The sequence below is a fragment of the Pseudarthrobacter cellobiosi genome (assembly GCF_023913815.1).
Classification (GTDB): domain Bacteria; phylum Actinomycetota; class Actinomycetes; order Actinomycetales; family Micrococcaceae; genus Arthrobacter; species Arthrobacter cellobiosi.
On sequence record NZ_JAMXBK010000022.1, the window covers coordinates 252085 to 274464 of the forward strand.

Here is a 22380-nt window from a genome sequence, read left to right on the forward strand (position 1 = left end):
GCCAGAGTGCGGCCGGAGATCCGTCATAGTGCTGGCTCAACGGATTCAACGGATTCAACGGCATAGGGTTTGGTGGCCGCCCGCCTCAGGGGATGACGCAGGCGCACCTGGTACGGACCATTCCGGAACGTGGCGCGGGGGTCCATCTGGACAACCACGAGTGGTTCGTCGCGGGAGCAGTCCAGCCGTACCACCATGCCATCACGCCGCCCGTTCACGTACAGCGGGGTTGCCCGCTCCACGGCTGTTTCCTGAAGGCGTTCCCGATATTCCTGCCCTGCCGCCAGGAAGAGGATTCCATGCGCCAGCCCCATGACTTTCAGCGGGATCACGGCGTCAGGCGGTGCGGGTTCAGTGGTGGGCAGAGTGCGGACGTGGTGTTCCTGCGCAGCTGACGCTCTGGCGGCCTTCGCGTGCCGGTCGCATTCCGTGCACCGGGACCGCTCCCCGACGGCGGCCAATAGGGTCACGAACAGTCTTCTGGGGGCGTGGTCCCAGCTGTTGGCCGTGACCTGGCACCACGCCGGGTGGTAGTCCGTCCCGTACTTCATGATGTAGACCTGGTCATCGCCCAGCAGGGGAGCCCCGTCCGGATGGGCGGCGGGCTCCACTGGTTTGAGCTCGCCGGGGCCTCTGGCCTCTGCCTGGGCGGAGCGGCTGAAATTGAGGTACTTGCGGATCAGCGGACTGAGTCGGCGTTTTGATATTGGCACGGAAATGTGCGGCCTCTCTGTGCTGGAACGATGCGATCAGCACATCTGGGTTAACAAAAACAGGGCCGGTCAAATGACCGGCCCTGTTTTGAAAATGAAACCCTAAGGCCCCAGAATCTCTAAAGAATTAGAGTGCCTGGATGTTGACGGCCTGGGGACCCTTGGGGCCCTGCTCGGTTTCGAAGGAAACCTTCTGGTTCTCTTCGAGTGAGCGGAAGCCGGAAGAGGCGATCGCGGAGTAGTGAGCGAAAACGTCCTGTGAGGAGTCATCGGGGGAAATGAAGCCGAAGCCCTTTTCAGCGTTAAACCATTTGACGGTACCAGTAGCCATTATTTTTGTCCTTCGTGAAGGTGGAGGAAAAGTCCCGACTTTCGGGTCCTCCGGTGTGGGGTGTTCAAAACCGCTACTTCAGAAAGACGCGGACTTTCGACCGCGCGTACTGCCTGAACTACCAACTGCATAAACACAACAACAGGATCAACACTACAGGAGATTTTCCGAACCATTTACCACCGGCCAACGAGACGGGTGGTTGAGCCTCCACGATCCGGTGGTTGAGCCTGTCGAAACCCCGGCGTACCGTTCTCCCATGGGACCAATTCGGGCCATTCTTCTACCGGGTGCTGTACTCCCCGCCCAGGCCGCCTTCGGCGGACTCATCGCAGCCCTCGGGCCGGATGTCCAGGCAATCGCCAAGGATCTCGAGCTCTACGCGGAAGATGGGCCGCCGGCGGACTGGAGCCTGGACACAGAGATCGACGGCGTGCTGCGCGAAGCCGATACCCGGGGATGGGAGACGTTCCACTTAACGGGCTATTCAGGTGGCGGCGCGGCGGCGCTGGCGTTCGCTGCCAAGCACCCTGGCAGGCTGCTGAGCCTGGCGCTGCTGGAACCGGCCTGGGCCGGGAACTGGGACTGGAGCCCTGCGTACACGGAGCTCCGGAAGAAGTACGAGCAGCTGGAAACACTCCCGCCGGAACAGTTCATGTCCGCCTTCATGAGGCTGGGAGTTAAGCCCGACGTCGTCCTTCCGCCGCCGCCGGATCCCCCGCCGCCGTGGATGACCAACCGGCCGGCGGGTATCAGGGCGTTCCTGCGGACCTTCAAAAACTATGACCTGGAGAGGGCGCGTTTGGCTGCCTTTCGCCAGCCCGTCTATTTCGCCTTGGGCGGCCTGAGCAATCCCCATGACTACGGCGATATCGCCAGCCGGCTGTCCAGGGTCTTCTTCCCGGACTTCCACCTGGACGTGTTCCCTAAGCGCCACCACTTCGACCCGCCACACCGGATCGAGCCCGAGCGACTGGCGGAATTGCTCCGGCGGCACTGGGAGCAGGCAGAAGCAGCAATCCCTGACTGATCCTTTCGTTCGGGCGCACAGATTGCTACGCTTGCTACGGAGGTAACCATGACGACAATCCCACACCGGGAACTGCGCAACCAGAGCAGCAGAATCCTGGAGCGCGTTAAGAACGGCGAAACCATCGACGTCACGAACAACGGCGAAATAGCCGCTACATTGATCCCGCCGTCGGCGTCACCCTTTGAGCGGTTGTTGCTGGCGGGCCAGGTCCGCCCAGCCGCCAAGGGGCCGGTCGATTTCCAGACGCTGCCGCGCGTCCCGTCCGAAGCCGGCACTGCTGAGATCCTGGCTGACCTCCGCGGGGACCGGTGATCATCTACCTGGACACGTCGGCTGTCCTCAAGCTTGTGGTCGAAGAGCCAGAATCATCCGCGGCCGCCCATTACCTCTCAACCGCGGCAGCCCAGGGCCACCAGCTGGTGGCTTCGATGCTGCTCTATACGGAACTTCATTGTGCGGCCCATCGCCGCGGATTTCCCGGCGAGACCGTCAATACGGTCCTGGGAGCCATTAACCTGGTCGATCTTGCCCGCTCGGACCTTATGTACGCGGCGGCCCTGCCCGGCAAGTTCCGAAGCGCCGATGCCATACATCTGGCCGCAGCCATCCGGCTGCAGTCCGACTTAATGGTGGCGTATGACGCCGAACTCCGGGCTGCTGCCGTCGATGCGGGCATCAACGTCCTATCCCCCGGCGCCGGGGGTTGAGCCTGCCGAAACCCCCGGATCTCTGACAAGCTCGATCACCGACGCGGTGGTTGAGCCTGTCGAAACCCGATCTCTACAGCTCGATCGCCGATGCTCTGCCCGTGTAGCTTTGGAATATCAGCACCCTGCCTGAGGACGCCATGGACTTCTACGCCATCAACGCACTGCGTGAAAACCACGCAGGGTGGTCCCTGCTCCGCGCCCAGAACGCCCCGCTGGCCGTCAGTTTCTTCATCAAGGCCTTCACCGGGCCCAACCAACGGGACATCGGCCGTCAGGAACTCATCGACCACCTCGACGATGTCCTGTTCGGTCTCCGCGAAGTCTTCGGCGAGGACAGGTTCCCCCGGCCGGCCGGGGAGTACCTGGACGAGTGGGCGGCCCCGGAACGCGCGTGGCTGCGGAAATACTACGTGCCGGGCCAGGACGAGCCGCGCTACGATCTTACCGCCGCTGCCGAGGACGTGGTCCGCTGGGTGGAGAGCCTGAGCGGGCGGGACTTCGTGGCCACCCAATCCCGGCTGACCAGCATTTTCGCCGTGCTGAAGGCCCTGGTCCAGCAGTCCGAAACTGATCCGGAAGTAAGGCTCGCCGAGCTCCAGCGCCAGCGGGACGGGATCGACGCCGAGATGCAGCGCATCCGCGACGGCAACATCCGCGTGATGACGGCTCCGGAAGCCCTGGACCACTTCCAGCAGCTGACCACCCTGGCCAAGGACCTGCTCTCCGATTTCCGGGAGGTGGAGCAGAATTTCCGCAAGCTGGACCGGCAGGTCCGCGAACAGATCGCCACGTGGGACGGCACCCAGGGCGAGCTGCTGGCCTCCATCTTCGCCAACCAGCAGGACATCAGCGGCTCCCTCCAGGGCCGCACCTTCCAGGGCTTCTGGGACTACTTGATGTCCCCGCAGCTCCGCACCGAACTGCGGGACCTGCTGCAGCGGGCCACCCAGATCGACGCCCTCGCCAAACTGGACAACCTGCACGCCGTGACCAACCTGCACCAGGACTGGCTGCCCGCCGTCGAGCAGACCCAGGCCACAGTCCGCCAGCTCTCACAGCAGATGCGCCGGCTCCTGGACGACAAGGTGTTCCTGGAGAACAAGCGCATCATGCAGCTCGTCAGGAGCATCGAATCCGGCGCACTGGGCACCCGGGAGGTGCCGCCGTCGGGCGTCTTTTTGGAGATCGCGGCGCAGTCCGTGGACGTCGCGCTCCCCTTCGAACGGCCGCTGTATGAGCCGAGCCGGCGGATCATGGTGGACGACGTCGTGGTGGCGGCAAACGATACGGAAGTGGACGCCGGCGCCCTCTTCAGCCAGTTCCATGTGGACACGGAACGCCTGAAGTCCAATATCGACGATGTCCTTGCCGGCGCTGAGCAGGCCACCCTTGGCGAGGTGGCGGCGGCGCATCCCCTCTCGCAGGGACTGGCCGAAATCGTTGCCTATTATCAGCTCGCCACCGAATCGGACTGGGCCTCCATCAACCCGGTCGAGTCACAGCAGTTGTCCTGGCAGCTCCCGGACGGCAGCATCCGGGAAGCCACCGTCGAACAGATCATCTTCGTGAGGCCAGCATGACCACCACAGACGCACCTAAAACACACAGGCCCGAGGAACTTCCCGGCGTCGTCACCAGGCTGTTCAAAGGCGTGGTGTACGCCGAGTCCGACGAGAAGATCTGGCAGTCGCTGCTGGGACTGTCCTCCCACGTCCGCGACTACGTGGCCGTCCTTGGCCTTGACCTGATCCTGGACGAGTCGGAGGGCTACGCGTTCCTGAAATCCCGCGAGGACCCGGACGGCACACTGCCGCGGCTGATCCCCCGGCGCCCGCTCACCTTCAACGTCAGCCTCCTCCTGGCGCTGCTCCGCGGCCGGATGCTCGAATTCGACACGAACAGCAGCGAACTGCGCCTGATCATGACCGAGCAGGACATCGCGGACATGGTGGCCGTCTTCCTGCCCGAATCCAGCAACGAGGCTCGGATCCTGGACCAGCTCGGCACGAACATCAAGAAGGTGGTGGAGCTGGGCTTCCTGCGGAAACTGCGCGGCCAGGCGGGCACGTACGAGGTCGCCCGGATCCTGAAGGCCTACGTGGATGCCCAGTGGCTGGAGGAATTCGACGCGCGGCTGGCCGATTACCGCGCTTCGCTCACCGGAACCGGCACCGGCAGCAAGGAAGAGGACCGCACATGAGCACCGAGACGGCCACCGCCGTTAAGGGCGGCGCTGACCAGCAGGAGATGCTGTTCAGCCTGGATGAAAAAGCGGACGACGCCGGCACTCCCCCGGGCTTCCGGCTGCACCGTCTGGAGCTGCTCAATTGGGGCACCTTCCATCATGAGGTGCGGACGTTCCGGCTTGACGGCTCGAACAGCCTGCTGACCGGCGACATCGGCTCCGGGAAGTCGACAGTGGTGGATGCCATCACCACCTTGCTGCTGCCGGCCAATAGGATCGAGTACAACAAGGCGGCGGGCGCACAGAAGAAGGAACGCACGCTGATGTCGTATGTGCGCGGCTTCCATAAGAGCACCCGCAGTGCCGGCGGTGAATACTCCAAGCCTGTAGCTCTGCGCGGCACCGGCAAGCTCACAGTGGTCCTGGGCGTGTTCCACAACGCCGTCCTGGGCAAATCAATCACCCTGGCCATCACCCTCTGGGCCACCCAGGAGGCCGGCCAGCCCAACCGCTTCTACTCGCTGGTGGAAGGCGAGCAGTCCATCGCCGGGGACTTCGCCAACTTCGGCCAGGACCCCGCGAAGCTAAAGAAGCAGCTCCGGGCCGCGGGTGCGTCCATCCATGAAACGTTCGAGCCTTATGCGGCGGCGTTCAAGCGGCAGTTCGGCATCAGCGGAAACCAGGCCATGGAGCTGTTCCACCGCACGGTGTCCATGAAGCAGGTGGAGAACATCACCAACTTCGTGCGCACCAACATGCTCGAGGAAGACGACGTGGAGGCCCGGATCGGCAACCTCATCCACCACTTCGACGATCTCAAGAAAGCCCACGACGCCGTCCTGCGCGCCAAGGACCAGATCGCCCTGCTCACGCCCATCACCGAGGGCGCCGCCCAGCACACCGCCCTGAGCCGGGACGATGAATTCGCCCGCCAGCAGCGGGACCAGCTGCACCCGTGGTTCACGGACCGGAAGCTGCAGCTGAGCCTCGAGCACCAGACGGAACTGCAGAACACCGGTGCGCGGCTGCAGGAGGACAGCGGCAAGCTGGCCACCGAAATCACCCAGCTCCGCCTCGACCTGGCCGCCGTCAAGGAAGACATCCGCAGCAACGGCGGCGGGCGGCTGGCCGCCATCGAGGCCGAGGCCGCACGGCTGGGCGAAGAGTCCCGGTCCCAGCGGGTGCGCTTCGAAAAGTACGCCGAAGCTGCCGCGGACCTCGGTCTTCAGGCCCCGGCCGACCGCGTCCAGTTCGACGCCAACCGGGCCCGGCTGGCCGACGTCGAAAAGGAACTCGCCGCCGCAGCCAACGAAGTGCAGGACAGCCGCACCGAACTGACCATGACGCGCACGGCGCTCACCGGACGCGCCACTGACATCGCCGCGGAGCTGACCAGCCTGCAGGCGCGCCCCAACCTGCTGCCGCGTCCGCAAGTGGAGCTCCGCCGTCGGCTGTGCGACGGGACCGGCATCCAGGAATCTGAGCTGCCGTACGCCGGTGAACTGCTGCGCGTCCGCGACGGCGAAGCGGCCTGGGAAGGCGCCGCCGAACGCACCCTGCGCGGCTTTGCGCTGTCCCTGCTGGTGCCGTCGGAGCACTACGCGGCGGTGAGCGGCTGGGTGGACGGCAACAACCTGCGCGGCCGGCTGGTGTACCTGAAGATCGGCGAATCGTACGCGCCGAAGCGGGCCGAGGCGGGCACGCTGGCGGCGAAGATCGCCGTCAAGCAGGGGACGCCGTTCCGCAATTTCCTGCTGGACGAGCTCAGCGGCCGCTTCGACTATTTCTGCTGCGACACGCTGGAGGACTTCCGCCGCCGCTCCAAGGCCCTCACCGCCAACGGCCAGCTCAAGGGCGGCCGCGGCCGGCACGAGAAGGATGACCGGCAGGACCTGGCGGACCGCCGGAACTACGTCCTGGGCTGGGACAACCTGGACAAGATCAGCCGTTTCCGTGCCGAACAGGACGAGGTCCAGGGCCAGCTCAGCGTGGTGGCCGGCCAGCTCTCCCGGGTCAACGATTCGCTGGGCGCCATCGGCCGGCAGAACCAGCAGCTGGGCATCATCGGAGCGGTGTCCGACTTCGCCGAGCTCAGCTGGCAGCTCACCGCACGCCGCATCGAGGAGCTTAAGGCGGAGAAGGCCCAGCTGGAGTCCACCAGCGATGTGCTGCAGCAGCTGACCGCGAAGGAAACCGAGCTCACCGGAAAACTGGAACGACTGCAGGTGCGGGCCGATGACATCCAGCGCCGGATCGGCTCCAACGAGGGCGCGGCCAAGGACATCGTCGAGGCGATCGCGGACTGCCGCAGTGTCCTGAGCGAGACCCCGTTGACGGACGACGGCGGCGTGCTGGCCGCCGTCGCGCGGCTCGCCGCCGCGGAACTCGCCGGCAAACCGCTCACCTACAAGAACACGGGCACATTGGAAAGCGCCGTCCGGTCCGGGCTGACCGACACCATCGACGCGCTGTCCAAGCAGATTGCCCGGGCCGCCGAGAAGACTGTCCGGCTGATGGCCGAGTTCCGGAACAAGTACCCGAACGAGACCACGGAGATCGACGCCGCCCTCGAGTCCGCCGGCGACTTCGGCAAGCTGCTGGAGCAGCTGGTCAGCAACGATCTGCCGCGCTTCGAGGCGCATTTCAAGGAGTCCCTGAACCAGAACACCATCCATGAGGTGGTGGCGTTCAACGCGTTCCTGGACAGCCGCCGGCAGGACATCGTGAACCGGATCGGCGAAATCAACCTGTCCTTGGCCGGGATTGAGTACAACACCGGCCGGCACATCCAGCTGGAGCACCAGAACAGCACCGACCTGGACGTGCGGCAGTTCGGGATGGACCTGCGGGCCTGTTCGGAGGGCACCATCGGCGACGATGACCAGTACTCCGAGCAGAAGTACCTTCAGGTGGCGCGCCTGATCGAGCGGTTCCGGGGCCGGGACGGATACACCACCCTCGACGAGCGCTGGACCGCCAAGGTCACGGATGTCCGGAACTGGTTCACGTTTTCCGCCTCGGAAAAATGGACCGAAACCGGCGAGGAATTTGAACACTTCACCGATTCGGGCGGCAAGTCCGGCGGCCAGAAGGAGAAGCTCGCCTACACCATCCTGGCGGCCGCCCTGGCATTCCAGTTCGGGCTGGCGTCCGGCAAGGGTGCCGGCAAGAACGCCGGCAGCGGGCGCAGCTTCCGGTTCGTGGTGATCGATGAGGCGTTCGGCCGCGGCTCCGACGAGTCGGCCCGGTACGGGCTGGAGCTGTTCCAGCGGATGAAGCTGCAGCTGCTGATCGTCACTCCCCTGCAGAAGATCCATGTGATCGAACCCTTTGTGTCCCATGTGGGGTTCGTGGCCAACACCAACGGCGACGATTCGCAGTTGCGGAACATGACCATCCAGGAGTACCGGGACGAGCGGGCCCGGCGTGCTGGGTGACAGGATTTCGGGTTCCCCTCCTGGCCGGGCACAGGCGGGTCGGGCGCAGGGCTGGACCACACTGGCTGACCTGCGGGCGCAGTCGCTGAAGGCCTGGGGCAGCGGTGCGCTGCTCCGCGAGGTGCTGGAACCGGGCGGACTGTACCCCCGCCGTCGTCCATTGAAACGTCCGACGGCGGCGACGCTCCGGAGTGACTACCCTACGGCGAGTGCGTGGGCGGCTGAGTTGTTCGGCGCAGTGGGTCCGTTCAGCCTGGAAACCGCAGAGGTGGGTCGCACCACGGTCGGGGCCAACCACCTTCCGGCGGCGGCGGTCTTTGCAAACGCCCAGGCCGAGATCGGCTTTGTGGGTAAGGCGCAGGATGCAGCCCGGTTCGTGGAGCTTGCCGGGAGTCTGGCCTCGCTCCACTCCTTGTTCCGCGGGTGGGCGCTGAAGCGGCCGCTCAAGCTGCTGGAACTCGGGGCTGACGCGCTGACAGCCGCCCGGGTGGCCCTGTGGCTGGAGAACAATCCCGAGCCCGGCATCTATGTGCGGCAGCTGAGCCTTTCCGGTGTGCACACCAAGTTCATCGAGAACCACAGGGCGGTGATCAGCGAGCTGGCCATGGTGCTGCGGGCTGATTCCGTACGCGCCGAGATTGAGCCAGACGAGGACTCTCTTCCGGACTTTCCCGCTGAGCCTGGTTCGCTGCTGGGGCTAACGCCGGCCCGGACGCCGGCAGCGCGCTTTGCCGCAGGGCACGGCTTCCTGCATCCGCCGGAACTGGTCAGGTTCCGCATGCTGGATCCTGGATTGCCCCTGCTTGGCCAGGCCCGCGATCTGACCCTGACCGCAGAGGCCTTCAGCACCCTGAGCCTGCCCGTCACCAGAGTCCTGATCACGGAGAACCTGGTCAATTTCCTGGCCCTCCCCGAGCGCCCGGGCACGCTGGCGATTTACGGCGGCGGTTATGGGTTCACGTCGTTACGGGACGCCACATGGCTGCGCCACTGTGAGGTCCTGTATTGGGGCGATCTGGACACCCACGGGTTCCGGATCCTGGACCAGCTCCGTGCGGTGCATCCGGATGTGCTGAGCGTGCTGATGGATGAGGCCACGCTGCTGGCCCACCGCGATGCCTGGGGCAGCGAGCCGTCGCCGTCGAAGGCTGTGTTGAGCCGGTTGACGGCTGAGGAGTCGGCGCTTTATGAAGGACTCCGCAGCGACTCCTTCGGGACGGCGGTCAGGCTGGAGCAGGAGCTGATCCGCTGGGACTGGGCGCTGGCCCGACTCTGTGGTTGAGCCTGCCGAAACCGAGCGTGTCGAAAACGGAGCTTATTCCTTCGGTCTCGCACGCCGCTTCTGGACCGGGGGAACGTCCAAGTCCGGCACAGTCCGAAGCATAAAACGATCAAAGTGAGGCACCGTAAATCCGCGGTGGGATACGTCAAGCTCGATACCCACGGAGCGGAGCTGCTCTTCCAGATCATCACGGCCCGGGAAGAGAGGGCATCCATCGCATGCGCCTTCAACGCCAACTTCAGCGAGTGGGGCCAGACCTTCACCGGCCCCCGCCTCGCGGCGGCCATCGTGGACAGGCTTCCGCGGCCACATCATCAACACCGAACCGATTCCTACCGCCTCAAAACCACCCGCCAAGCACAGAACGGATAAGCCCGGCCCCGCCGGCGGCAAAGCAGGAAACCCCTCCCCGGGGGCCAAAACAAGCGACTAACCCGGGGCCAAATCAACTTGCTATTCCTAGTCGAGTCTGCGCAAGAGCACGTGGAAGTCATTCAGGAACTCATCACGCCCGATGACAATTTCCGGGGTAGCGCCTGCATTCGGGGTGTAGGGGTTATTCACGGGGTCCATGTGCACGATTTTACAAAACTTATCAAAGCTTTATTGATTTCAAATAAAGCTTTGATAGCTTAATAAAGCCTGGCAGCGGACAGGCTCGCACTGGACGAGCCCAGCGAAACCACCGCCGGGCTTCTGGATCTCGACACGCTCCATCACTGGCGCTCGCTCGAGCCTGTCGAACCCCCGGTTGTAGGCATTGCCGTGTAATTTAGGCATAACATCACCCCGGTCCGAGGACGCCCATGAAAAGAGCCACCACAACGCCGCGCTCCTTTAGCCTGCAGCGTGAATGGTCCGGGGCGTTCACGCTGATGCTCCTGGCCCTGTTCATCGGCGCGGCAGTCACAGTCGGGGGAGTCCGGTTTGTGGTGAACGAGATGGAAGCTGCGACCGGGCGGCTCCAGGCCGAGTACGGCAGCGTCTCTGAGCTGGCCGCCGCCCTTGAGACGCATGAGCAGCTTGGATACCAGCTGCTCGCGGCGGCGCCCGTGAACAGGGAGGCGTTTGTCCTGGAACAGCAGGACATTGAGGCACTCTTCCGTGCGGCCGCCGCCGTCCCGGTCGCGGACGAAGGCCGGCCCGAGGCCCTGTCCGCGGCACAGCAGGACTGGCAGGCCGGCTTGGAGAACGGCGGGCTCTGGGGTGACCAGGTACTGACGCTCACGGGAAACAACGTGGCTGATGCGCGTGCCTTCGCCGCCGCAAGCTCGAAGGTGCGGACGCAGCTGGCCGCCGTCCAGCAGTCCTCGCTCCAGGCGCTGAACAGGGGGCTCGTGGACACGCGCGAGCTCGAGGGCCTCCTGGTGATTGGCCGGTTCGGGCTGTTCGTTGTGGCCATCGGCGCCACCCTGTACTTCCGCCGTCGGATGGTCAAGGACCTGATGCGGCCCGTCAACAGCCTCCGCCGGGGCGTCCTGAAGCTGCAATCCGGTGACTACAGCCATCGCCTGGAAGTTGCCCGGCGGGACGAACTCGGCGAGGTTGCGGTGGCCTTCAACGGCATGGCCGCCGCGCTCCAGGACAGCCACAAGGCATTGACGTACCGGGCCACACACGATGACCTCACCGGGCTCGCCAACCGTGCAGCCCTGGCCGAGCGACTGCTGGCATCCTTCGAACCGGACAGCGACCGCCGGACCCGGCACGAGGGCCTGCTGTTCATCGACATCGACGATTTCAAGGACGTCAACGATTCCCTCGGCCATGAAGGCGGCGACGCGCTGCTGGCCCAGCTGGCCGAGCGGCTGCGGGCCAGCGTCCGCAGCCACGACCTGGTGGCCCGGCTGGGCGGCGACGAGTTCGCCGTCGTCGTTTTGGATAACGACGACGGCACTCCGGCAACGGGGCCCGTTGCCGAACGGATTTATGAGGCGCTCAGCGAGCCGTTCGTGATCGGCGACCGGTCGCTGCGGGTGTCGCTGAGCATGGGCGTAGCGCAGCGCACCGCCGAAACGGCGGACGTGACAGAGCTGCTGCGGCAGGCAGATTCGGCCATGTACCGGGCCAAGCAAGGCGGCAAGGCCCGGTACGAAATCCACGGCGGGTCAACCCCTGTGGTCGAACCTGTCGATACCGTCGGCGGCTGAGCCCGGCAGGCTCGACCACCGGCAAACCCGAAACCCCGGCTACTCCCCCGCGCCGTGGAAAGGTGGTTTGCCGCTGCGATTTCCAGGTGCGTCAGGTCGGACGCCACGGTCACGAATGTGAAGCCCACCGCGATCCGCTGGCGCGCGATCTCACCGCTGGCGGTGTGAATAGCTGCGATCACGCCGGCGGTGGTCATCAGTTCAACGGAAAGTCCCTGACCTCCAGCACGCTCAGCGCGCTTTCCATCAGCACGGCAGTGGCCAGGAGCAGCAGGACCACCACAATGACCTGGGAGTGCACTCCAGAATATTCTCTGAATAACCCATCCGACATGCGGTTACGCCCGAATAGCTGACATAACCCCATAGGTCGGCAGGAAGAACAAAAGCCCGCCGATCCATAAACACATATCGCAATCAGGAGATCACCATGGCAACGCACACCGGCACCCGAACGGCAGCCCGCACCAACGTCCAGAAGGCATCGATGGTTGTCGGTGCAGTATTCCTGCTGGTCGGCATCCTGGGCTTCGTTCCGGGCATCACGGCCAACTTTGATGAACTGCACTTCGCAGGCCACCACTCCGAGGCAATGCTGCTGGGCCTCTTCCAGGTCTCGGCCCTGCACAACATCGTCCACCTGATCTTCGGCGCAGCGGGCATCGCCCTGGCCAGATCTGGAGCCGGCGCCCGCGCCTTCCTCCTCTACGGCGGCATCATCTACTTGGTCCTGTTCGTCTACGGCCTGGTGGTCCCCCAGGATTCGGCCGGCAACTTCGTCCCGCTGAACGGCTTCGACAACGTCCTGCACCTGCTGCTCGGCGTCGGCATGGTTGCCCTGGCCGTGATCCTTACCAAGGGCCACGCCAAGGCACGCGCCTAAGGCAGCACCTCCCGCAATGGCCCCGGCTGCAGCTTCCCGCTGCTGCCGGGGCCATTCCCGTGCCGGGGTTGCGGGCGTCAGGCCTCCAGCGTCAGAAGGGTTTCCGTGGCACCTTGGCGGTGCAGGCTGGCCAGGGCGTCCGAGTACGCGACAACAAACCTTTCGTCGTCGATGAGGTCGCCGAAGACCTCACGGTTGGAGATGAAAGCGAGCGGGTCCTGACGCTGGCGTCCGGCAGCGGCCATGAGGCTGTCTTTCAGCCGGTCCACCACGTCGATCGGATTGCCTTGCTCGTCCGTTCCTTCGTCATACCGGGCCCAGCTCGCAACGATGGCCGCTGAACGCCGGATCTCTCCGCCGTTGTCGAGGTTGATGCGGACCACCGGCAGCAGCCACTTGGGGATCCGGTCGGAGCTCTCGGCGCAGAGCCGGGCCAGGGTGTCGCGGACGTGTTCGTTGGAGAAGCGCTCGATGAGCGTGCGCTTGTAGATCTCGAGGTCTATCCCGGGTACCGACTGCAGTGTGGGGGTTGCCTCCTCGTCCATGTAGCCGAGCAGGAACCGGGCAAACAACGGGTCCTGGGCGACCTCGTGGGCGTAACGGTAGCCGGCGAGGTAGCCGAAATAGCACATGCCCTGGTGGCTGGCGTTGAGCAGCCGCAGCTTCATGAGTTCGTACGGCTCCACGTCGTCCACAAGCTGCACGCCCACGTTTTCGAAGGGCGGGCGTCCGAGGCTGAAGTGGTCTTCCAGGACCCACTGCTCGAAGGGTTCGCAGACTACCGGCCAGCCGTCATCCACCCCGAATTCCGCGGCGATGGCCCGCCGGTCCTCGTCAGTGGTCACGGGAGTGATCCGGTCCACCATGCTGTTGGGGAAGGGCACGTGCTCTCCGATCCACGCCCCAAGCTCAGCGTCCTTGAGCTTGGCGTAGGACGTGAACATCATGCGTGCTACATCGCCGTTGCCTTGGATGTTGTCGCAGGACATGATCGTGAACGGTTCCAGTCCACGTTCGCGGCGCCGCGACAGGGCTTCTGTCACCAGGCCGAAAGTTGTCCGTGGCGCTGCTCCCGGCTCGAGGTCATGGATTACGTCCGGGTTTTCGGCGTCGAATTCCCCGGTCACGTGGTGGAAGTTGTAGCCGCCCTCGGTGACCGTGAGTGAAACGACCCGGATGTCCCCGGAGGCCATTTTCTCGATGACGGCCTCGGGGTCCTCGGGGGCGAAGAGGTATTCGATGATGGACCCGATGACCCGCCCTTCCCGTGTACCGTTGGGGTTCTTCACCACGAGCGTGTAGAGGCAGTCCTGGTTGTCCATAACCTGCTTCATGCGCGCATCGCCGGGCAGGACGCCGACGCCGCAGATGGCCCAGTCACGTGCGAGACCGGAGTCCATCAGCCGGTCCAGATACATAGCCTGGTGGGCGCGGTGAAAGCCGCCGACGCCGAAATGGACGATTCCCGCCGTCAGGGCTGAGCGGTCGTAGGACGGTTTACCCAGGGCTTCCGGGAGCCCTGGCAGGGTGGCATTGGTGAGCGGTTGCATGTAATTAAGCCTTTCGGAGCGGGCTGAAAGAAACGGGGTGCCTTACCGGCCGGGGTAGACGACGGTTTTGAGCTGGCCGGCCTGCTTGCCTGCTTTGAGTGCTTCTTCGGACTCGGCGAGGGTGTATTTGCCGGTGACGAGGATGTCCAGGTCCACTTTCCCGTCGGCGATGAGCTGGATGGCCAGCGGCCAGGTGTTGGTGTAGCGGAAGACGCCGGAGAGCCAGATTTCGCGGTTCTGGATGTAGGAGATGGGGAGTTCGACGTCGTCGGCGCCGAGCCCGACGAGGATGACTTTCCCGGCGGGTCCGACGGCTTTGATTCCGGAACGGACGGCCTGCGGGGCGCCGGATGCGTCGATGAACGCATCGACGTCGAGCCCTTCCACGCTGTCCGTTATGGCGTTGAGCGCGTGCGTGGCGCCGTGCTCGAGGGCGAAGGCGAGCCGGTCCTCGGCGATGTCCGTGATGTAGATTTCGGTGGCCCCGAAGGCGCGGGCGGCTTGGGCGGCGATGATGCCGATCGGGCCGGCGCCGGCGATCAGGACCCGGCTGCCCGGTTTGATTTCCGCTCGTTCGCAGGCCCAGAGGCCCACGGAGAGGGGTTCGATGAGTGCTGCCGCCTCGTCGCTGACACTGTCCGGGATGTCGTAGGCGAAGTCGCTCTGGATGGTGACGTATTCGGCGAAGGCGCCGTCGATCGGCGGGGTGGCGTAGAACTCTATGTCCGGGCACAGGTTGTAGCGGCCGGCTTTGCACTGCTTGCAGGTGCGGCAGGGGCGCTGCGGTTCCACGGCGACGCGGTGGCCGATGCGTCCGGTATCCACGTCGCGTCCGACGGCGGCGATCCGTCCGGAGAGTTCGTGGCCGAGGATGAGCGGATGGTCCACCACGTAGTCCCCGATCCGGCCGTGCTCGTAGTAGTGGACGTCGCTGCCGCAGACGCCGACTGCTGCCACCTGGACCAGGACCTGGTCGGCGTCGAGCCGCGGGACGGGCAGGGTTTCCATGGCCATCTCGCCCTGGCGCTTCAGGACGGAGGCGCGCATGGTGGCCGGCAGTTCGGGGTGCGCCAGGGTGCCGGACCGGGCGGTGGGTGTTGTCATCGGAAGTACTCCTCTAAGAATCGAAAGTGGGGATGGCCGGCTACTCGAGGCCGTTATTTCACGGCGCCGAGGGAGAGGCCCTGGACGAGCTTGTCCTGGGCGGCGAAGCCGGCGAACAGGACCGGCACAGAGACCACGACTGCGGCCGCGCAGACCTTGGCGAGGAAGAGGCCCTGGCTGGAGACGAAGCCGGTGAGGAACACGGGGGCGGTGCCGGCCATAACACCGGTGAGGACCCGGGCCAGGAGGAGTTCGTTCCAGCTGAAGATGAAGCAGATCAGGGCGGTGGCGGCGATGCCGGGCATCGCCACGGGAGCGACGACCTTCCGGAGGGTGAGGAGCAGGCCGGCGCCGTCGATCTGGGCGGCTTCCAGCATTTCCACGGGCACCTCGGCGAGGAAAGAGCGCATCATCCACACGGCAATGGGCAGGTTCATCGAGGTGTATATCACGATCAGGAACCAGATGTTGTCCAAAGCACCGACGTTTTTGGCGAAGAGGTAGAGCGGCAGGATGGCGGCGACCACGGGCATCATCTTCGTCGAAAGGAAGAAGAACATGACGTCGGTCCACTTCTTCACCGGCCGGATGGACAGTGCGTAGGCGGCCGGGATGGCCAGGACCAGGACCAGGACCGTGGAGAGGATGGAGGCGGTGGCGGAGTTGATCAGCGGCGGCCAGGGACTGACCCCGGAGCTGGCTCCGAAGAACTCCTTGTAGGCGTCCAGGGTGAGGTTGGCGGCTATGGAAGGCGGGTTGGTGGCGGCGTCGGTTTCGGAGTGGAAGGACGTCAGGATCATCCACAGGACCGGCGTTGCGAAGAGCAGTGCCAGCAGCCAGGCGGCGAGGCCGGCGGCGGTGTTGTTGCGGGTGGGATCCATCCGGGACTTGCCGCGGCGGCGTGATCCGGTTTTCAGGGCCGTGGGCCCGGGGACCGTGTTGCGGGGTGCGGCAGGAGTGAGGGTGCTCATCGTGCTGCCTCCTTCTTGAAGAGCGAAAAGACGGTGCGGAGGGCGAAGGTGGCCACGATGATGGTGCCGATGACCACCACGACGCCGGCGGCGGAGGCCAGGCCGTATTCGTTGGCGAAGTAGAACGTCTGGTAGATGGCGTAGGGCAGGTTGGCGGTGCCCAGGCCGCCGGAGGTGAGGGTGAAGACGGCGTCGAAGTTCTGCACGATGTAGATGGCTCCGAGCAGTCCGCCGAGCTCCAGGTACTGGCGCAGGTGCGGCAGCGTGAGGTGCCGGAAGATGGCCCACGGTGTTGCGCCGTCCATCTGGGCGGCTTCCACGGTGTCCATGGGCCGGGACTGCAGGCCGGCGAGCAGGATGAGCATCATGAAGGGGGTCCACTGCCAGACCAGGGAAATGATGACGGCCATCAGGGGTGCCTGTGACAGGAGGTCCGGCTGGGGCGGGGTGCCGCTCCCGGAGAGGGACCAGATCCAGGTCAGGGTGCCGTTGATCAGGCCGTAGACCGGGTTGAGGATGGCATGCTTCCAGATGAGCGCCGCGGCGACCGGCACCACGAGGAACGGTGCGATCAGCAGGGTCCGTGCCAGTCCGCGGCCGATGAACTTCTTATCCAGCAGCAGCGCCAGTCCCAGTCCAATGACCAGGCTGGCCAGGACCACCGAGACGGTCAGGATGATGGTGGTGACGATGGCCTGGCGCAGGTCGGCGTTGGTAAGGACCTCGAGGTAGTTGTCTAAACCGGCGAATCCGGTCTGGTCCGGGCGGAGGCTGTTCCAGTTCAGGAACGAGATGATCAGGGTCACGACGAACGGAAGCTGGGTGACGATGATAAGGAAAATCAGGGCCGGCAGCAGCGGTGCGCGCCGCGCCCAGGCCAGAGCCCGTTCGCGGGACCTGGCGGTCTTGGAGGATTGAGGTGCGCTGTGCCCAGGGCGGGAGGTGCGCGCCGTTGCGTTAGTCATGATGGACTCCTGTGGTGCTGCGGCCCGCGGGTAAGCGGGCCGCAGCACCGGGTGGTGGGGATATTACTTTTTGTATTTGTCGCCGATTTTTTGGGCGGCTTCCTGGCCCTTGGCCAGCGCCTCGGCCACTGTGCCTTGACCGGCGATGGCGGAGCTCACGCCCTGGGAGACGGTGGTCCCGAGATCCGCGAATTCCGGGATGCCAACGAACTGGATACCGACAACGGGACGTTCCTGCACGCCGGGGTTCTTCGGATCGGCGTTCTCGATGGCGGAGCGTTCCGCCTTGAAGAACGGCGCGGCTTTCTGGAACTCGGCGTTCTCGTACGTGGAGATGCGCTTGCCGGAGGGGACCTTGGCCCAGCCCAGCTTCGAGGCAACGAGTTCCTCATACTTTTTCGAACTTGCCCAGGCAATGAACTTACCGGCAGCATCCTGCTTCTTGGAGGCCGCCTGCACGCCCCAGGACCAGGTCCACAGCCAGCCCGAGGAGTCGGTCTTCTTCACCGGCGCCTGGGCGTAGCCGATCTTGCCTTTCACTGGGGACCCCTCTGCTTCCAGGGCGCCGGCAGCGGAGGTGGCGTCGTACCACATGGCCACTTTGCTCTGGCTCATGTTGTTCAGGCACTCGGTGAACCCGGCCTGCGCGGCCCCTGCTTCACCGTGCTTCTTCACCAGGTCCACGTAGAACTCGGTGGCAGCGGTGAATTCAGGAGAGTTGACCTGGGCGTTCCAATCCTTGTCGAACCAGGTGCCGCCGAACGTGTTCACCACGGTGGTCAGCGGTGCGAAGACCTGGCCCCAGCCCGGCTGGCCGCGGAGGCAGATTCCCTTCATCCCCGGTGCTGCACCATCAGCCTTGGCCGCCAGGTCTGCCACCTCGTCCCAGGTCGGCTTCTCCGGCATGGTCAGGCCCTTGGACTCCAGGATGTCTTTGCGGTACATCAGGAAGGAGGATTCGCCGTAGAACGGTTCGCCGTAGAGCTTGCCATCCTTGCCGGTGAGGGATGCCGTGTAGGCGGGGAGGATGTCGTCCTGGTTGAACTCGGCATCCTTGGCCACGTTGTCCAGCGGCGCCAGCCAGCCGTTGGCGGAATAGAACGGAATCTCGTAGTTGGACAGCGAGGCAACATCGTACTGACCAGCCTGGCTGGAGAACTCCTGGCTGATCTTTGCCCGAACATCATTCTCGGGGAGCACCGTGTAGTTGACCTTCACGCCGGTTTCCTTCGTGAAGTTATCCGCCGTCAGCCGCTGCAGGTCTTCCATCTGCGGGTTGTTGACCATCAGGACGTTGATGCTGTTCTGGTCGCCGGCGGCAGTACCACCACCGGCACCGGAACACGCTGAAGCTGACAGTGCGATACACAGGGCACCGGCCGCCACCGAAGCGGCACGCAATTCAAGACGCATTAAGGACTCCTTTGTTCTTATGAAATCGGGGAACCAATCCATGCGGCGCGGCATGCCGCCGGCCACAGGATTGGATGGGCGTTCGGGCCCAACTGCTTAGACCTGGTTCCTCACCAAAGCCTTTCTGCACATTTGAGCAGACGCGAATCGCTCATCTGTCATGTGACTCTAGTCATATATACTCATTTGAGCAAGAGGCTATTACTCAAATGTTCGAAGGAGGCGCCCGGATGACCGAACGGTCCCATAAGGAATTGCTCGCGCGGATCGGCCGCGAGTACTATCTGGAAAACCGCCCCAAGGTCGAAATTGCGGCCAGTCATGACCTCTCCCGCTTCCAGGTCGCCCGGCTTCTCACCGAAGCCGTGGAGAGCGGCATCGTGGAAATCAAGGTACATTTTCCCTCCCACCTCTCCGGTGCGGACCTGAGGCGGCTCGAGTCGTCGCTGAGCATAGGCCAGGTGATCGTTGCCGACACCACAGGCGGGGAGATCCAGGCCCGCGGCATCCTGGCGAAGGCCGCCGCAGCGGAAATATCCCGCCAGGCGCCGGTCGGCGGGACCCTGGGCATCTCCTGGTCCCGCACCTTGGATGCGGCCTCCCGGCTTGTCAAGGAGCTTCCCCGCTGCGATATTGTCCAGCTCGCGGGCGCCCTTCCGGCAGAGGCAGACAGCAACCCCCTGGAACTGATCCAGAGGCTGGGCCAATTGAGCGGAGGCCTCACCTGGCCGTTGTGGTCACCCTTGGTCGTTGAAGATCCGACGACGGCATCTGGGCTGCGCCGTCAGCCCGAGATCGCCGGAGCGCTGGCCAAGGCTGACTCGCTGGACCTGGCCGTGGTGGCGATCGGCGCCTGGAAGGCCGGTAGCTCCACAGTCTGGGAACGCGCCGACCCCAAGGTGCGCCAGGATGCTGTGCAGGACGGCGCTGTCGCGGAATGCTCGGGCCGACTCCTCAACGCAGCAGGGATTCCGGTGCAATCCGGGCTGGACGAACGGATCATAGCCGTCACCGTGAAGCAGCTGCAGCGCACCCCGCGGGTGATTGCCATCGCCCAGGGAACAGCACGGACAGACGCCGTGAGGGCCGTGGCCAAGGCAGGCTTTGTCACCACGCTGATCGTTGATGAGCCGCTGGCCAAAGCCCTGTATGACCAGATCGATCAGGAGAATAGTCAATGAGCGTTGTCATCGGTGTGGATTCCTCCACGCAATCCTGCAAAGTCCTGGCCGTGGACGCCGAAAGCGGGGATGTCATTTCTTCGGGGGCGGCAGCCCACCCGGACCGGACGTCGGTGGACCCGCAGGTCTGGACAGCCGCCCTGCGGAAAGCCTGGCATGCTGCCGGTGCGGACCGCCTGGGCGGTTCTGTCGCCGCTGCCAGCATCGGCGCCCAGCAGCACGGGATGGTGGCGTTGGACAGTTCCCGGGAACCCGTGCACGAGGCACTGCTGTGGAACGATACTCGCAGCGCCGAAGACGCCGCGCGGCTCCGGGATGAACTCGGGCCCGACGGGTGGGTAGACGCCGTCAATCTGGTTCCTGTCGCTTCATTCACCATCTCCAAACTGGCGTGGCTGGCACGGAACCAGCCGGACGCCGCCAGCCGCGTCGAGCAGGTGGTCCTGCCCCATGACTGGCTCAACGGGGCCATGGCCGGCGAATTCACCACGGACCGAAGCGACGCCTCCGGCACGGGCTACTTTTCCCCGATAACGAACAGCTACCGCCCCGACCTGCTGGAACGCTTCTTCGGACGCGCTCCTCAACTTCCGCGCGTCGTTGCCTCCCATGAACCGGCAGGAACCGTGCGGGAAGGATGGGGCATCGACGGCGCCCTGCTGGCGGCCGGGGCCGGGGACAATGCCGCAGCCGCGCTGGGACTTGGCCTGCGCCCCGGCGAAATCGTCGTCTCCATCGGAACCTCCGGCACGGTCTTCACCACCACGCCGTCGGCTGTGCCGGACCATACCGGCGCCGTGGCAGGTTTCGCGGACGCCACCGGCAACCATTTGCCCCTGCTGGCCATGCTCAATTCCGCCCGCGTCATGGCCGCTACCGCCGCCATGCTCGACGTCGACCTGGCAACGCTGGACTCACTGGCACTGGCTGCCAGCAGCGACGCCGGCGGGCTCGCGTTCCTGCCTTACCTGGACGGTGAGCGCAGCCCCAACCTGCCGCATGCCACCGGATCCCTCACCGGACTCACCAGAAGCAACATGACCCCACAGAATCTCGCCCGCGCCTCCGTCCTGGGAGTACTCAACTCCCTGGCGGACGCCATCGACGTCCTGAAGCAGTCCGGCGGGATACCGGACAAGGTTCTCCTCATCGGCGGAGGCTCCAAATCCCAGGCCCTGCGCCAGGCCGCCGCCAGCATATTCGGCCTGCCGGTGGAAATACCGGCCACCAGGGAGTACGTGGCGCTTGGCGCTGCCAAGCAGGCCGCCTGGGCAGCTACTGGGGAGCTTCCCGACTGGAAGCGAAGCATTGAAGCTGCCTACGAGCCCGACGGCGACTGGGGCTCCGGCGTCAGGGAACGCTACGCCGATGCCCGCAGGAGCCACTACGGGGTCTGAGCGCCTTCATGAGGTTGGGAGTCAAGCACGACGTCGTCCTGCCGCCACCGCCGCCCGGGCCCCGCCGCCGTGGATGGTTTCACAGACCGGGGTCCGGCTACTGTGCGAAGAGCCTCAGGGCCCCGTCGGCCACGAGCTCAAGCCGGTGGTCGGCGAGGAAGTGCCCCTCACCGGGCAGGATCCGTTGCCGGCCTCCGCGATGTGCATCCGTACCCCACGCACATCTATCCACCGGTGGGTCACGCCGGCAAGGTGCGGCATGGCGATTCCGGCGACGATGCCCTCTGCCTCTTCCATACACCGAAAGCACTACGTCCGTAGTAGTTTTGTCACTACTTCTATAGTGGAACCTATGTCTACCCGCAGGAGAGTGCTCGACGCCGCCGTAGAGCTGCTCGGAACGCAGGGCCTGAGGGCCCTTACGCACGCCCGTGTGGACCAGGCGGCCGGAGTGCCGAAAGGCTCGACGTCGAACTACTTCCGCACGCGCTCGGCCCTCCTGACCGGCGCCGTCGAGTGGATTGCGGAGCAGGATCGTGGCGCAGTCGAAGGGCCGGCGAGTCTGCCCGCCGATGTTGACGCGTTTGTCGCCCAACTGGCCGGCGGCGTCGAGATGATCACCGGCGCATTCCGGACCCGCACCATTGCACGGTACGTACTGTTCCTCGAGGGCACGCACGACGACGATGTGCGGCGTCCGCTGCTGGCTGGCCGGGCGCAGTTCCAGACAGTCGTTGAAGCGGCAATGGCGCACCTTGGAGCACCCGACCCCGCAGTGGCAGCGACAGCCGTCATGTCAGTGTGCGAGGGCCTGAACATCCACCGGATCACGGTGGATCCCGAAGCGGAAGTGCTGGCGCCCATCGAGGCCGTGGTGCGGGCGTTCGTCCCGGCTGCGGGTCCGAAGAGTTCCTCACGGTAGGCGCGCATGTGCGGCACGACGCCTGCCGGCCCGCCACCCCATGGATCGACAGTTTTTGTCACGCAGTTAACCACCCATTCACGCCGCCCTTACAAACTGTCCAACCGGCCTGCCTACGGTCGAAGCCATGGATAACATTTCACGTAGATCCCT

The 22380-nt window shown here is 64.9% G+C and carries 20 protein-coding genes; 13 read left to right on the forward strand and 7 right to left on the reverse strand.

Annotation, left to right across the window (positions count from 1 at the left end; translation table 11 throughout):
* Positions 1 to 23: 23 nt before the first annotated feature.
* Both NG701_RS09040 and NG701_RS09045 read right to left on the reverse strand, forming a co-directional pair.
* A complete protein-coding gene (locus NG701_RS09040; protein ID WP_252566641.1) occupies positions 24 to 713 on the reverse strand; it encodes a hypothetical protein in 690 nt (229 codons plus the stop codon).
* Between the two features lie 127 nt (positions 714 to 840).
* Positions 841 to 1044 carry a cold-shock protein gene (locus NG701_RS09045; protein ID WP_024365339.1) on the reverse strand — a complete coding sequence of 68 codons (204 nt, stop codon included), beginning with the start codon at positions 1042 to 1044 and terminating at the stop codon, positions 841 to 843.
* Positions 1045 to 1303: 259 nt separating this feature from the next.
* Between NG701_RS09045 and NG701_RS09050 the strand changes: the two genes are divergently transcribed.
* The 10 genes from NG701_RS09050 to NG701_RS09095 all read left to right on the forward strand — a co-directional run bounded on the left by NG701_RS09050 (position 1304) and on the right by NG701_RS09095 (position 12724).
* Complete coding sequence (locus NG701_RS09050; RefSeq protein WP_252566643.1) at positions 1304 to 2074, forward strand: alpha/beta fold hydrolase; 771 nt, start codon at positions 1304 to 1306, stop codon at positions 2072 to 2074.
* A 48-nt stretch (positions 2075 to 2122) separates the two neighbouring features.
* The gene (locus NG701_RS09055) at positions 2123 to 2389 is read left to right on the forward strand and encodes a type II toxin-antitoxin system Phd/YefM family antitoxin (RefSeq protein WP_252566645.1); all 267 of its coding nucleotides are present in this window, start codon (positions 2123 to 2125) and stop codon (positions 2387 to 2389) included.
* A complete protein-coding gene (locus NG701_RS09060; protein ID WP_252566647.1) occupies positions 2386 to 2784 on the forward strand; it encodes a type II toxin-antitoxin system VapC family toxin in 399 nt (132 codons plus the stop codon). Before NG701_RS09055 ends, NG701_RS09060 begins: the two co-directional genes overlap by 4 nt.
* Positions 2785 to 2924: 140 nt before the next feature.
* Positions 2925 to 4367, forward strand: a complete 1443-nt coding sequence (locus NG701_RS09065) for a DUF3375 domain-containing protein (RefSeq protein ID WP_252566649.1) — start codon at positions 2925 to 2927, stop codon at positions 4365 to 4367.
* A complete protein-coding gene (locus NG701_RS09070; RefSeq protein ID WP_252566651.1) occupies positions 4364 to 4987 on the forward strand; it encodes a DUF4194 domain-containing protein in 624 nt (207 codons plus the stop codon). The genes NG701_RS09065 and NG701_RS09070 overlap by 4 nt, the downstream gene beginning before the upstream one ends.
* The gene (locus NG701_RS09075; RefSeq protein ID WP_252566653.1) at positions 4984 to 8409 is read left to right on the forward strand and encodes an ATP-binding protein; all 3426 of its coding nucleotides are present in this window, start codon (positions 4984 to 4986) and stop codon (positions 8407 to 8409) included. The genes NG701_RS09070 and NG701_RS09075 overlap by 4 nt, the downstream gene beginning before the upstream one ends.
* Complete coding sequence (locus tag NG701_RS09080; RefSeq protein WP_252566654.1) at positions 8399 to 9691, forward strand: Wadjet anti-phage system protein JetD domain-containing protein; 1293 nt, start codon at positions 8399 to 8401, stop codon at positions 9689 to 9691. The genes NG701_RS09075 and NG701_RS09080 overlap by 11 nt, the downstream gene beginning before the upstream one ends.
* 114 nt (positions 9692 to 9805) lie before the next feature.
* A complete protein-coding gene (locus NG701_RS20975; RefSeq protein ID WP_374208672.1) occupies positions 9806 to 10063 on the forward strand; it encodes an ATP-binding protein in 258 nt (85 codons plus the stop codon).
* A 434-nt stretch (positions 10064 to 10497) separates the two neighbouring features.
* Positions 10498 to 11841 (forward strand): diguanylate cyclase domain-containing protein, encoded by a 1344-nt coding sequence (locus tag NG701_RS09090; protein ID WP_252566656.1) that lies wholly within the window; start codon positions 10498 to 10500, stop codon positions 11839 to 11841.
* A 430-nt stretch (positions 11842 to 12271) separates the two neighbouring features.
* Complete coding sequence (locus NG701_RS09095; RefSeq protein ID WP_252566659.1) at positions 12272 to 12724, forward strand: DUF4383 domain-containing protein; 453 nt, start codon at positions 12272 to 12274, stop codon at positions 12722 to 12724.
* A gap of 77 nt (positions 12725 to 12801) precedes the next feature.
* On the opposite strand, the gene NG701_RS09100 is transcribed toward NG701_RS09095, so the two are convergent.
* From NG701_RS09100 to NG701_RS09120, 5 genes are all read right to left on the reverse strand, one after another.
* Positions 12802 to 14274, reverse strand: coding sequence for a mannitol dehydrogenase family protein (locus NG701_RS09100; protein ID WP_252566662.1), 1473 nt, complete (start codon positions 14272 to 14274; stop codon positions 12802 to 12804).
* 42 nt (positions 14275 to 14316) lie between these two features.
* Complete coding sequence (locus NG701_RS09105) at positions 14317 to 15378, reverse strand: NAD(P)-dependent alcohol dehydrogenase (protein WP_252566665.1); 1062 nt, start codon at positions 15376 to 15378, stop codon at positions 14317 to 14319.
* Between the two features lie 53 nt (positions 15379 to 15431).
* Complete coding sequence (locus NG701_RS09110; RefSeq protein WP_252566668.1) at positions 15432 to 16349, reverse strand: carbohydrate ABC transporter permease; 918 nt, start codon at positions 16347 to 16349, stop codon at positions 15432 to 15434.
* Complete coding sequence (locus NG701_RS09115; RefSeq protein WP_252566671.1) at positions 16346 to 17314, reverse strand: carbohydrate ABC transporter permease; 969 nt, start codon at positions 17312 to 17314, stop codon at positions 16346 to 16348. Before NG701_RS09115 ends, NG701_RS09110 begins: the two co-directional genes overlap by 4 nt.
* Before the next feature lie 63 nt (positions 17315 to 17377).
* Positions 17378 to 18727, reverse strand: coding sequence for an ABC transporter substrate-binding protein (locus NG701_RS09120; protein ID WP_252566674.1), 1350 nt, complete (start codon positions 18725 to 18727; stop codon positions 17378 to 17380).
* A 230-nt stretch (positions 18728 to 18957) separates the two neighbouring features.
* Between NG701_RS09120 and NG701_RS09125 the strand changes: the two genes are divergently transcribed.
* The 3 genes from NG701_RS09125 to NG701_RS09135 all read left to right on the forward strand — a co-directional run bounded on the left by NG701_RS09125 (position 18958) and on the right by NG701_RS09135 (position 22227).
* Positions 18958 to 19908 carry a sugar-binding transcriptional regulator gene (locus NG701_RS09125; protein WP_252566677.1) on the forward strand — a complete coding sequence of 317 codons (951 nt, stop codon included), beginning with the start codon at positions 18958 to 18960 and terminating at the stop codon, positions 19906 to 19908.
* Complete coding sequence (gene xylB, locus NG701_RS09130; RefSeq protein ID WP_252566680.1) at positions 19905 to 21305, forward strand: xylulokinase; 1401 nt, start codon at positions 19905 to 19907, stop codon at positions 21303 to 21305. Before NG701_RS09125 ends, xylB begins: the two co-directional genes overlap by 4 nt.
* A gap of 352 nt (positions 21306 to 21657) precedes the next feature.
* A complete protein-coding gene (locus NG701_RS09135) occupies positions 21658 to 22227 on the forward strand; it encodes a TetR/AcrR family transcriptional regulator (RefSeq protein WP_252566683.1) in 570 nt (189 codons plus the stop codon).
* Positions 22228 to 22380: the final 153 nt, after the last annotated feature.